Below are 10,957 nucleotides of genomic sequence, written 5' to 3'. Positions count from 1 at the left end.
GGCGCCATGATCGATACCAAACAGGGCGGCCGTCTTTTTGGCACCGTCATGACCACTGAGATAGTGAAGAACGACCTGACGTTTGAAGTCGGTCGAGTATTTTTGCTTTCCCATAGAAACGAAGAACACCTACTCGTTGGGTGTCCAACTTTCGGGGTTCACTTCACGAGGGCGGTTTTTTTGTGGGCGGTTCCTCAGTTGAGAGCCAGCCAGCTGTCCTGCGCCGTCCGGTAGAGCCCCTGCTGATAGGCCAGGCTGCCCCACAGGACCAGCCCCAGGGCGGCATCCTTCATGGTGTCCGGCTGCTGAGCCGGGGTGAGCGTCTCGGTCGCATCCTCGTAGATGAAGCCTTCCGGCGCCCGCTCGGGCTGCAGGATCACCACATCCTTGCCGCGCATCAGGGCGAAGTTCTTGTCGTACTGCATAATGGCGCGTCCCGGCCAGTCGGCGGGCATGCGAGTGAGATCCTTGCCCAGCATGGGGTAGTCGGCACTGATGCCCATGAGGGAGAGCAGGGTCGGGGCCATGTCGATCTGGCTGACGATGCGGGGGTCCTTTCTCGGTGCTATGCCGTCCCCCAGGATGACCCCCGGGATGTGGAAGCGGGGGATGGGCACCAGACTGGCTCCCCCGACCCGGCTGTCGTGATCGGCGATGACCAGGAACAGGGTGTCCTGCCAGTAGTCCGATGCCCTGGCCTTCTTGAAGAACTCGCCGACGGCGTAGTCCGCGTACTTGGCGGCGTTGTTGCGGGTCTGCTTGGGCTGCTCGTACAGGGCGATGCGGTTGTCGGGGAACTCGAAGGGATCGTGGTTGCTGGAGCTGAACACCAGGCTGAAGAAGGGTTTGCCCTCCTTGTGCAGCGCCGCGAAGGTCTCGTTGGCCTTGGCCATCAGATCTTCATCCGAGGCGCCCCAGGATCCCTCGAACACCGGGTTCTTGAAGTCCTTCTGCTCGACGATGGTGGTGAAGCCGTTGCCGAGGAAGAAGCTGCGCATGTTGTCGAAGTGGCTCTCGCCACCATAGATGAAGCTGGTGTCATAGCCTCGCTGCTTGAGCAGGTCAGCGATGGTGAAGAAGTTGGTCTGGCTCTTGCCGAGCTTGACCACGGCCTGGGCCGGGGTCGGCGTGAAGCCGGTGAGCACCGCCTCGATGCCGCGTACCGAACGGGTACCGGTGGCGTAGAGCTGCTCGAACGCCCAACCCTCTTTCGACAAGGCATCGATGTTCGGGGTGAGCGGCAGGCCGCCGAGGGAGCCGACGAACTGGGCCCCCAGACTCTCTTGCAGCAGGATCACCAGGTTTTTGGGCTTGCCCTGGTAGCTGGCCGTGTTGAAGGTCTGGCTCGGCAGATCGGCAGAGGTGAAATCGCCGAGAGGGCGACCGCTCTCCTCGCGGACTATGTCGAGTACCTGATGGTCAGCCATCTTGCCGTAAAACTGGCTGGCGTCCTCCTCGGCCCCCATCTGCTTGATGGCAAAGAAGAGGGAGTAGGCGGAGTTGACGGTGAGGGCGTTGACCAGGGGATCGTCCGCAAAGGCCACCATGGCCGGATTCAGGGCGCGATGGCCGAGACTGGAGCGGGCGCCGAGGAAGCCGACGGCGAGGATCAGCAGGGCGAAGGCGGGGCGCCAGTACCAGCGGGGGAAGCTTAGGTCACGCACCAGGCGGCCGCTCAGCCACCAGCCACCGCCGAGTACTGCGCCGCTGAAGATCACGGCCAGCAGCAGCTCGCCCTTGCGGCCAGCCCACAGCATGGAGAGCACCTCCTTCGGATAGATGAGGTACTCCACATAGAGGCGGTTGGGGCGTACCCCGTATTCGGTGACGAAGGCGGGAGTGGAGATCTCGAGAAAGAGCATCAGCCAGAGCCCCAGGGTGAGCCAGATCCGGATAAGCTGCATCCAGAGCCGCCCCGGCGCGTGGGGCCCGGCCAGCAACTGGGTCAAGACGGCGGGTACGCCCCAGACCCAGCAGAGGGTGGCGACGTCGACGCGAATGCCTTGCAGCAGCATCTCCTGCCAGCCAGAGACGGCATCCACCCGTTCCAGTTGCCAGAGCCCCAGGCCAAGGCGGCTGACGGTCAGGGAGATGAGCGCGATCAATGAAAAGACGGCGATGGGCCAAACCGGTCCCAGCCATTGTTTGATGGTGGTCATATTGTTCCTGCAAACCTGTTTGCGCCCAGTCCCCGGGCGCATTGTTGTTATGGTGCAGGAGTATGACAGTGGCGCCTGGCAAAGGTTGCATGGGGGTGAGGTATAAATGGAGAAGCTGGCACGTTTTATGATTTTTTGTGACGGAATGCAGGGTTCGAAGAGAGCATAAAACGCTGGGAAAACTGTGATCCTGCTGGCACATCGAGACAAGGGTCGTGCCTATAATGGCGCCGGATTTCTCAATCGGAGCCGAAGGGATGCCGGTCTTCATCGATGTGGAATATGTGCAGGGCTGGTCTCTGTTCGTGGTGCTCTCCGACGGCACCACAGGCGTGCTGGATCTCACCCCCTGGCGCGGCCAGCCGCTGTTTGCGGCCATGGAGACCGAGCGTCGCTTCGCTCGTGTCTTCATCGATGATCGCCATCAACTGGCGTGGCCCTCGGGCTTCACCCTGGCGGCCCACGAGGTCTACCACCTGATCCTGCCCATCGACGAGCGCGCCGCCTTCCCCGATCGCAACATGCATCGCTTCTGACATGCTAACTCGTTGAGTCAGGTAACGTTTTCAGTCACAGACCCGCGTCGGTCAGGTCGTTATCATGACCCCAGTGCGGCGCTTTGGGCGCCCATCCACCACAGCGGGAACATAACAATGAAACAAGGAACGTTGCGTCGTGGCGGCCTCATCGGGGCCGCCCTGTTACTGACGGCTTGCGGCAGCGGGGGAGGCGGTGGCAGCAGTGACCCCCAGCCTCCGGTGGTCAATCCACCCCCCGCGTCGGCCAGCCGCGCCTGCTACGGCAATGATCAGCCAGCCTGCAACCTGCGCACCTACCAGGTGATGGTGGAGTCCTTCGTCGACGGCGACGAGAGCGCCAACTACGGCGTCGGTTACGGCCCCTCCCGGCACAACGGCGATCTGCAGGGGATCATCGACAGCCTCGACCACATCAAGAGCCTCAACGTCAACGCCATCTGGCTCACGCCGGTGTTTGACTCCTGCGCCGGCCAGGCCGGGGACGACCGGCTGGATGCCACCGGCTACTTCGCCTGCGACTTCTTCAACGTGGATCCCAACTTCGGCAGCAACGCCCAGCTTAAAAAACTGGTGGACGGGGCGCACCAGCGCGGGCTCTATGTCTTCCTCGACGGGGTGTTCGGCCACGTCAACAAGGTGGGGGTGAGCAAGCCTTCACCAGAGGGGCGGCTGCCAGCACTCAAGAGCGGCGGCGCAGGCTACCCGGGTCAGCTGGTGGATTACGGCCAGCCCGAGAGTCTGGCCTACTTCAAGGAGGTGGCCCGTTACTGGGTCGAGCAGTACGGCATCGACGGCTGGCGCCTCGATCAGGCTTATCAGTTGGGGCTGGATGACTGGCGCGCCATTCGCAGCGAGGTGGCCCAGGCCAGCGCGGCGCGCAAGGCCGCCGGCCAGCAGTGGGGCACCCTCGGCTACATGGTGGGGGAAGTGTGGAAGGGCGCCGACGAGATCCGCGCCCAGGCCTATGGCCCGAGCGACAACCCGGCGCTCTCTTCGGCGTTCGACTTCCCCCTGCGCTACGGCCTGGTACAGGCGCTGGCGGTGGAAGAGTCTGGCAAGGGCGGGCAGGGGGCCAGCGTGCTCGACGCCAGTTGGAACAAGGTGGAGAACTACCCGGACCACGCCATGCCCAACCTGATGCTGGGCAACCACGATCTGGTGCGCTTCGGCGATCTGCTGGAGCGGGGCAACTTCAATGGGGTGGACTACTGGCAACGCCACAAGGCGGCCTTCAGCTTCATGGCCGCCCGCTCCGGTCCCATTACCTTCTACTATGGCGAGGAGTTTGGCGACGAGGTGCCTGGCTTTGCCAGTCAGGTGGGGGGCGACTGTGCGGCCCAGGGGCTCTGCGATGATCACGTGGCCCGCAGCGATGGCAAGGTTCCCGGTGTCACCGGCTTCGTGCCTAGCAGCGAGCAGGCCGAGCTCAAGCAGTGGCTGAGCGATCTGCTGGCCTTGCGCGCCGGGCACCCGGCCCTCTATCAGGGGGAGCGGGTCAAGCTGGTGGCCGAGGGGAGCATCTATGGCGACATCAAGCAGACGGCTGGCGAGCAAGTAGTCTACCTGCTCAACGTCTCCACCACGCCCCAGAGTTACGCCGTGCCGGTCGGCAAGCTGCGCAGCGGCAGCGCCCTGGTGGATCTGCAGAGCGGCGAGAACCTGGCCATCGGTGGCAGCAGCGTGACGGTGGACTTGCCGCCCCTCACCGGCCGCTTCCTGCTGGTGCGCTGAGGGAGGCAGACAACAGAAAGGGCTCCATTATGGAGCCCTTTTTCATGGTGGCGGCTTACTTCTCGATGCCGCTGCCCAGATCGTCCCGGCGGGAAGAGACCGAGGGCTCGGCCCCGTGGCGCCAGTGTTCCAGCCTGTTGTGCACCCCGCGGCGCAGGCTCTTGAAGCTGGCTTCCAGGTAGTCCACCCCCACCAGGATGGAGAGGGTGACGACGGTGAGCAGCAGCGCCTGATGCAGCATGTCCATGCCGATGAGGGCGCCGAGGGCGGCCAGCATCCAGATGGCGGCGGCGGAGGTCACCCCCAGCACCTGACCATCCCGGGTCATCATGACCCCGGCCCCGAGAAAGCCGACCCCGGTGATGAGCTGACCCAGCACCCGCGCCTGATCGGCGCCCTGAGGGCTGACGGCGGCGCCGATGGCGAGAAAACAGTAGGTGCCGAGCACGATGAGGGAAGAGGTGCGGATCCCCACCGGCTTGCCGCGAAGCTGCCGCTCCAGCCCCACCAGGGTGCCACACACCAGACAGACCAGGATGTTCTCCCAGCCAAGGGGCGCGATGTCCCACCACTGCATTGTCATCATATCCACCTCTGCTCGCGATGCTTGTTATCCTGTCGCGCTCTGCCCCCGGTTCTCCAGCCGCTGGCGGAAGGCCCGGGCGAGGCGCTCGTAGAGGTCCTTTGCCTCCCTGTCTTCAATATCGCCACGTATCCAGGGGTTGTCGATGATTTCCAGCAACACGCAGCCCTGACCCTGCTGGCGCAGATCCACCCCGAACAGGCCGTTGCCGAGCTGGTGCACGGCGCGGCGGGCGGTTTGCAGCACCCGCTCCGGCACTTCGCTGAGGGGCAGCGCCTCGATGCGGCTCATGTCGAGGGGGTGTTTGCGGCGACGGATGCGGTTGCCGGGCTCGGGTCGGTAGCGGCGGCAGGCGAACAGCGGCGAGCCGTCGAGAAAGCCGATGCGCCAGTCGAACTCCGCAGGGATCCGGCTCTGGACCAGCAGCAGGGCGGAGCGGGCCAGCCCCTCGTCCAGCAGGCGGGCGAGCTGGATGTCATCGCTGGCCATGGCGAGGTCGCGCCCTTGGGCGCCGTCGGGGATCTTCACCATCAGCGGCAGACCGAGGCGCTGCACCAGTTCGTCCACATGCTGGCGGCCGCGGCGGGTCACGACGGTGGTGGGGGGCATGGGCACGCCGCTGCGCACCATCAGCTCGTAGAGATAGAGCTTGTTGCTGCAGGCGAGGATGGCACGGGAGCTGTCGATGACCGGCATCTTGAGCTGCTCGGCACGGCGGGCAAATTCGAAGGTGTAGTGGCCGACCGCGGTCTCGGCGCGCAGCCAGAGGGTGTCGAACTCCGGCAACCGCTCGATGGCCGAGGGAGGCAGGATCTCGGCCTGGATCCCCTGGGCAGCGGCCGCCTTGATGAAACGCTCCAGCGCCAGGACATCGCTGCTGGCGCGGCCGTCGTTGGGGTCGACCAGGATGGCGAGCTGGTAGCGTGGCGCCGTCTGTTCCTCGTCCCCCGTGCCCACCAGCGCCTGGGCGTGCTGCACCATCAGCGCCTTCTCGCTCGGGCTCAGCGCCAGCGGTGACAGGCTCTCCTGCTGGCGCACCGACCAGCCGTGGCGACCGCGCTTGAGGGTCAGCTCCTGCAGCGGCAACTGGCTCAGGCCGTAGTAATAGCGGGCGAGCCCCGCCAGCTCGCTCTGTTCGCACTGGCCGAAGATGGCGCGCACCCGGATCCTGTCTTCGCTCTGCTGGGCCAGCCAGCCCTGCAATTTGCGCCACAGCTTGGCGGGAGGCTGCTGGGGTTGCAGACGGCTGATGGCCTGCAATCCCGGCAGGCAGTGGTGGCCGCGGGCCTGGGCCAGCAGGGAGCAGTAATAACCGGCCCCCAGGTGTTCCAGGCTGCGGCAGAGGTTGATGATGCGCGGACGCCCCCCTGTGGTGGGCAGACCGTGTTGCAGGTAGGTGCGGGCGGTCAGCAGATAGTCGGCATGGCAGGGCCAGTCGCCCGGCTCCTCGACGATGACATAGGTACTCATATTTTCAGGCTCCACAGAAAGGACTGCCAGAAACGGCAGGATCCCCAGTGGGCTTCGATGCACCGACAAGCACGACAATGGCGCGAGGGGAAACAAGAGGTTACAGTGCCTAATATTCTGCCTTGGTAACTTGTGATACAAGTCGCATTTCTGGTGCTGAGGATAAATAACCGAACAAGGACTCCCCGTGTTGACCGTGCGCGCCGCCCGAGCCGATGATTTGGGCGCCATCGTGAAGCTGGAACGCTACTGTTTTCCCCCCGAGGTCGCCTTCGGCCGCAGCCGCTGGCACTATCTGCTCAATCAGGCCAAGGGGCGCACCCTGCTGCTGCAAGACGAGAAGGCGCAGGTGATGGGCTATTTGAGCGTGCTGGAGCACAAAGGCTGGGATCGTCTCATCATCCAGACCCTCGCCATCCGCTGGACCGTCCGCCGTCAGGGGTGGGCACGCCGCCTGCTGGAGCAGGTGATCCGGGAAGGGCGCGAGGCCGGCTGGGGGGCGATTCGCCTCGAGGTCGCCGACGCCAACCCAGAAGCCAGGACCCTCTATCAGGGGCTGGGGTTTCGCCCCAGGGTACGGCTGCCCGATTATTACGGGCCCGGCCAGCATGCCCACCGCCTGGTGCTGGCGCTGGGGGATGAGCGGCAGGAGCCATCATGAGTTGCGAGGATTGCCTGGCTACGGCCATCAGGGCCAAGCTCGGGCGCTGCCCGGTCTGTGCCGCCCAGACCTTTCTCATCGGGGTCGTCGGCTGGTTGGTCTGGTGGTGGTGCGGCGCCGATACCTCGGTCAACGCCCTGACCGGCCTGCTGTTTGCGCTGGGGGGCTCGGGTCTCTTCCTGCTGCATCTGGCGGTGTTCGCATGGCGAAAGCTGGGGAAGCGCGACATATAACGTGCTGATTTTTCAAGAAGACAAATAACAATGGAGGTTCACATGATTGCAATGGTAACGGGCGCCTCGTCCGGCTTTGGTGAGGCCATCAGCCGCCTGCTGGTGAGCGCAGGCCACCGGGTGATCGGCACCGGGCGTCGCGCCGAACGGCTGGCCGCCCTGTCCGAGGAGCTGGGCGAGCAGTTCCTGCCCCTGGTGTTCGACGTCCAGGACAAGGCTGCCACCCGCGCCGCCATCGAGGGGCTGCCGACCGAATGGCAACAGGTGGACCTGCTGGTCAACAACGCCGGCCTGGCACTGGGGCTGGAGCCTGCCCACAAGGCAGACCTTGAGGACTGGGAGCAGATGATCGCCACCAACATCAGCGGCCTGACTCTGATCACCCGGTTGCTGCTGCCGGGCATGGTGGCGCGCAACCGCGGCCACGTCATCAACATCGGCTCCATCGCAGGGACCTACCCCTATCCGGGCGGCAACGTCTACGGCGCGACCAAGGCGTTCGTGAAGCAGTTCAGTCTCAACCTGCGTGCGGATCTGGCGGGCACGGCGGTGCGTGTCACCAACGTGGAGCCCGGCCTGTGTGGCGGCACCGAGTTCTCCAACGTGCGCTTCCACGGCGACGACGCCAAGGCGGCCACCGTCTATCAGGGGGTGCAGGCCATCCAGCCGGAAGACATCGCCAATACCGTACTCTGGATCAGCGAGCAGCCTGCCCACGTCAACATCAACAGCATCGAGATCATGCCGGTGGCCCAGACCTTCGGCCCGCTCCACATCAGCCGTCGCTGATGTCATGACGAGCCGACTCCTGTCCACAAGAGGCGCCTTCGGGCGCCTTTTTTGATGGGTCTGGTCGCACTCGTAATGGAGTGCAGAAGGAGGCGTGCTGCGACCCCGTGCTGAACCGTCGAAAGAGGGGGGTACTCAAGTTGGCCTGCATTTTGCTGTCTCCGGCCCATGGCGGGGAAACCATCCCCGGAGCCGGCGAGGCCGGCAGTGAGCGTGGAGCCTTCATGGATATCAAACCCTATGGTCATCAACTCGCCCAGAGCGCGTCCCAGAACCGTGCCCTGGCGACCCTCAGCGACAGCGACGACAAGCAGAGCGGCTGGTCTCAGCAGGTCAGCCTCTCCAGTCAGGTGCTGACCGGCAAGGCGCAGCAGGCGTTGACCTACGAGCATCTGGCCAGAAACGGCAAGAACACAGTCCTGACCGGTGGCGTCAAGGATGCGCGGGTGCAGCAGATGGTGGACAAGGCCCTGGGCTTTGATCGCAAAAAATTTGACGATCTCGAGCGTCAGCTCAAGGGGATAGCGGATGACAAGACGCTCTCTGCCGAGGAGCGCGAAACGCAGAGCAAGGACCTGGCCGCGCAGCGCGATGCCATGCTCAAGGAGGCCATGGATCGTCTCACCGGCAAATCTGCCTCCCAGGCATGATGTGATTCAAACGGCAATCCTTGGGCGTTAAAGGCAAGGGGTTGCCCCCTTGCCACGGGGCTGGCAGGCCGTGGTCAGGGTTCAGGGACTCTGGGGGGCGATGCCGATGGCGATGGCGGTGGTCTGCACGGCCTTGATCTGGTCCCCCTTGGCGATGAGGGCGAACTGGGCCGGATCCTGCACCTTGAGGGTCAGGGTATGGTCGACCCCCTTGACCCGGATGGTCTGATGCGCCTTGTCCACGTCGATGACGTCGGCATAGATGGTTACCTGCATGCCGACGCCGGCAGCGGGTTTCTCCCCGGCGGCCGCCTTGCCCCCTTCCACTTCCACCACCCGTTTTCTCACCCCGGCGGTGCCCTTGAGCAGGGTCAGGTCCAGCAGTTGCAGATATCTCAAGGCCACGACATCTCCCACCTTGAGCTGGGGAAGGTTGGTCACCTCCTCCCCGGCGATCAGATCCAGGGTCTGCCCTTCGGCATTTTTCAGGCTGACCTTGCGGGTGGCCAGGTCGATGGCGGTGACGGTTGCCCTGGCCGTCAGTTCTTCGGCCAGACTGGCTTGTCCGGGGGCCACGGCCACATGGGTGGTGGCCTCGGCGGCATAGAGCAGGGGAGGGGCACAGAGGGTGAGGGCACCCGCAATCCAGGCGTGCTTCAGTTTCATGATAGAGACCCAGTGAGTGGGAAAGGGACCCCGGGAGGGGCTTGAGGGGGCGACGAACTCGTCTTCCCGCTATCACCATAGCAAAGCCGGGCAGGAGCGCCCGGCATCGGCAGGCTGGCATCGTATTTTTGACGACAGGCTCCCGTTTTTGACCTGATGGCACGGCAGGCGCACAATTCCCCGGCATGCAATCAACCGAGGGCTCTGCCGTGTACAACTTCCAATATGCCAATCCCACCCGCATCTGCTTTGGTGAAGGCCAGATCGCCAGGCTGCCCGAGCTGATCCCGGCCGGCAGCCGTCTGCTGGTGCTCTACGGGGGTGGCAGCATCAAGCAGAACGGGGTCTATGAGCAGTTGACCCAGGCGCTGGCGGGCCGGGAGTGGCTGGAGTTTCCCGGCATCGGCGCCAACCCCCAGTACGATCAGCTGATGGAGGCGGTGGCTCTGGTCAAGCGCGAGCGCATCGACTTCCTGCTGGCGGTGGGTGGCGGCTCCGTGGTGGATGGCACCAAGTTCGTGGCCGCCGCTGCCTGCTTCGAGGGGGACGATCCCTGGGAGATCCTGCGGGACAAGGCCCCCATCAAGGCAGCGCTGCCGCTGGGCTGCGTGTTGACCCTGCCGGCCACCGGCTCGGAGAGCAACCCCGCCGCCGTGGTGAGCCGGGGGGAGGCCAAGCTCTCCTTCTACAATCCGCTGGTGCAACCGGTGTTTGCGGTGCTGGATCCCGCCACCACCTACAGCCTTCCACCGCGCCAGGTGGGCAATGGCGTAGTGGATGCCTTCGTCCACATCCTCGAGCAGTACCTCACCTTCCCGGTGGGGGGCGAGGTGCAGGACCGGCTGGCGGAAGGGCTGCTGCAGGTGCTGGTGGACAACGGTCCGCGCGCGCTGGCGGAGCCCACCAACTACCAGGTGCGCGCCAACCTGATGTGGGCGGCCAGCCTGGCGCTCAACGGCCTCATCGGTCGCGGCGTGCCCCAGGACTGGTCCACCCACGCCATCGGTCACCAGCTCACCGCCCTGCACGGGCTGGATCATGCCCAGAGCCTGGCTGTGGTGTTGCCCTCCCTGCTGCGGGAGCAATCGGCCCAGAAGCAGGAGAAGCTGGCGCAGTTCGCCGAGCGGGTATGGCACTCCAGCCGCGAGGACAAGGCGCTGCGCATCGAGGAGGCCATCATCCGCACCGAGCAGTTCTTCCAGCAGATGGGGGTGGGTACCCGGCTTGCCGACTACGGGCTGAGCGAGAGCTGCATCCCCGGTATCTGCTCCAACCTCAAGCGTTTCGGGCTGACCGCCCTCGGGGAGCAGCAGGACATTGATCCCGACAAGGTAGCCAGGATCCTGTCCCACGCGCTGTAAGTCATCCTGGCAACCATAGTGGCGCGGATCCTTTCCCTCGCCCTCTGATCACCGGCTGGCCAACGGAAAAGAAAGCGCCCCGATCATCGGGGCGTTTTGCGTGGTGTCGCCGGGC

The 10,957-nt window shown here is 64.7% G+C and carries 11 protein-coding genes; 7 read left to right on the top strand and 4 right to left on the bottom strand.

Going from position 1 to position 10,957, the window contains the following annotated elements; genetic code table 11:
• Nucleotides 1-194: 194 nt before the first annotated feature.
• Nucleotides 195-2,159: an LTA synthase family protein gene (locus tag C3418_RS13235; protein ID WP_103858706.1), complete on the bottom strand. Its 1,965-nt coding sequence runs from the start codon at nucleotides 2,157-2,159 to the stop codon at nucleotides 195-197.
• A 257-nt stretch (nucleotides 2,160-2,416) separates the two neighbouring features.
• Here C3418_RS13235 and C3418_RS13230 point away from each other — a divergent pair, with 257 nt between their 5' ends.
• Nucleotides 2,417-2,695: a DUF2442 domain-containing protein gene (locus C3418_RS13230; protein WP_103858705.1), complete on the top strand. Its 279-nt coding sequence runs from the start codon at nucleotides 2,417-2,419 to the stop codon at nucleotides 2,693-2,695.
• A 117-nt stretch (nucleotides 2,696-2,812) separates the two neighbouring features.
• The gene (locus C3418_RS13225) at nucleotides 2,813-4,429 is read left to right on the top strand and encodes an alpha-amylase family protein (RefSeq protein WP_103858704.1); all 1,617 of its coding nucleotides are present in this window, start codon (nucleotides 2,813-2,815) and stop codon (nucleotides 4,427-4,429) included.
• Between the two features lie 55 nt (nucleotides 4,430-4,484).
• Here C3418_RS13225 and C3418_RS13220 read toward each other — a convergent pair whose 3' ends face one another.
• Together C3418_RS13220 and C3418_RS13215 are read right to left on the bottom strand one after the other, a co-directional pair.
• The gene (locus tag C3418_RS13220) at nucleotides 4,485-5,015 is read right to left on the bottom strand and encodes an MgtC/SapB family protein (RefSeq protein WP_039039793.1); all 531 of its coding nucleotides are present in this window, start codon (nucleotides 5,013-5,015) and stop codon (nucleotides 4,485-4,487) included.
• A 24-nt stretch (nucleotides 5,016-5,039) separates the two neighbouring features.
• Nucleotides 5,040-6,482: a RimK family protein gene (locus C3418_RS13215; RefSeq protein WP_103858703.1), complete on the bottom strand. Its 1,443-nt coding sequence runs from the start codon at nucleotides 6,480-6,482 to the stop codon at nucleotides 5,040-5,042.
• A 187-nt stretch (nucleotides 6,483-6,669) separates the two neighbouring features.
• Between C3418_RS13215 and C3418_RS13210 the strand changes: the two genes are divergently transcribed.
• The 4 genes from C3418_RS13210 (at nucleotide 6,670) to C3418_RS13195 (ending at nucleotide 8,815) form a co-directional block, all read left to right on the top strand.
• Nucleotides 6,670-7,143, top strand: coding sequence for a GNAT family N-acetyltransferase (locus tag C3418_RS13210; protein WP_103858702.1), 474 nt, complete (start codon nucleotides 6,670-6,672; stop codon nucleotides 7,141-7,143).
• On the top strand, nucleotides 7,140-7,376 hold the full coding sequence (locus tag C3418_RS13205; protein ID WP_041212265.1) for a DUF3624 domain-containing protein: 237 nt from the start codon (nucleotides 7,140-7,142) through the stop codon (nucleotides 7,374-7,376). Before C3418_RS13210 ends, C3418_RS13205 begins: the two co-directional genes overlap by 4 nt.
• 42 nt (nucleotides 7,377-7,418) lie before the next feature.
• Nucleotides 7,419-8,165, top strand: coding sequence for an SDR family oxidoreductase (locus tag C3418_RS13200; protein WP_103858701.1), 747 nt, complete (start codon nucleotides 7,419-7,421; stop codon nucleotides 8,163-8,165).
• A gap of 224 nt (nucleotides 8,166-8,389) precedes the next feature.
• Nucleotides 8,390-8,815: a hypothetical protein gene (locus C3418_RS13195; protein ID WP_029313593.1), complete on the top strand. Its 426-nt coding sequence runs from the start codon at nucleotides 8,390-8,392 to the stop codon at nucleotides 8,813-8,815.
• 81 nt (nucleotides 8,816-8,896) lie between these two features.
• Here C3418_RS13195 and C3418_RS13190 read toward each other — a convergent pair whose 3' ends face one another.
• Entirely contained in the window at nucleotides 8,897-9,481 is a 585-nt protein-coding gene (locus C3418_RS13190; protein WP_103858700.1) for a hypothetical protein, read from the bottom strand.
• A 185-nt stretch (nucleotides 9,482-9,666) separates the two neighbouring features.
• Here C3418_RS13190 and C3418_RS13185 point away from each other — a divergent pair, with 185 nt between their 5' ends.
• Nucleotides 9,667-10,842 carry an iron-containing alcohol dehydrogenase gene (locus C3418_RS13185; RefSeq protein WP_080989986.1) on the top strand — a complete coding sequence of 392 codons (1,176 nt, stop codon included), beginning with the start codon at nucleotides 9,667-9,669 and terminating at the stop codon, nucleotides 10,840-10,842.
• Nucleotides 10,843-10,957 lie beyond the last annotated feature (115 nt).

The sequence above is a fragment of the Aeromonas sp. ASNIH8 genome, from assembly GCF_002919855.1.
GTDB lineage: Bacteria > Pseudomonadota > Gammaproteobacteria > Enterobacterales > Aeromonadaceae > Aeromonas > Aeromonas caviae.
The sequence above is the reverse complement of the archived record's forward strand: the minus strand, read 5'-3'. Positions and strand labels throughout refer to the sequence as shown.

What these genes read in the sequence shown, in the direction of transcription:
- C3418_RS13235 (WP_103858706.1), bottom strand. Translation starts at nt 2,159, where the DNA reads ATGACCACCATCAAACAATGGCTGGGACCGGTTTGGCCCATCGCCGTC.
- C3418_RS13230 (WP_103858705.1), top strand. Translation starts at nt 2,417, where the DNA reads ATGCCGGTCTTCATCGATGTGGAATATGTGCAGGGCTGGTCTCTGTTC.
- C3418_RS13225 (WP_103858704.1), top strand. Translation starts at nt 2,813, where the DNA reads ATGAAACAAGGAACGTTGCGTCGTGGCGGCCTCATCGGGGCCGCCCTG.
- C3418_RS13220 (WP_039039793.1), bottom strand. Translation starts at nt 5,015, where the DNA reads ATGATGACAATGCAGTGGTGGGACATCGCGCCCCTTGGCTGGGAGAAC.
- C3418_RS13215 (WP_103858703.1), bottom strand. Translation starts at nt 6,482, where the DNA reads ATGAGTACCTATGTCATCGTCGAGGAGCCGGGCGACTGGCCCTGCCAT.
- C3418_RS13205 (WP_041212265.1), top strand. Translation starts at nt 7,140, where the DNA reads ATGAGTTGCGAGGATTGCCTGGCTACGGCCATCAGGGCCAAGCTCGGG.
- C3418_RS13200 (WP_103858701.1), top strand. Translation starts at nt 7,419, where the DNA reads ATGATTGCAATGGTAACGGGCGCCTCGTCCGGCTTTGGTGAGGCCATC.
- C3418_RS13195 (WP_029313593.1), top strand. Translation starts at nt 8,390, where the DNA reads ATGGATATCAAACCCTATGGTCATCAACTCGCCCAGAGCGCGTCCCAG.
- C3418_RS13190 (WP_103858700.1), bottom strand. Translation starts at nt 9,481, where the DNA reads ATGAAACTGAAGCACGCCTGGATTGCGGGTGCCCTCACCCTCTGTGCC.
- C3418_RS13185 (WP_080989986.1), top strand. Translation starts at nt 9,667, where the DNA reads ATGCAATCAACCGAGGGCTCTGCCGTGTACAACTTCCAATATGCCAAT.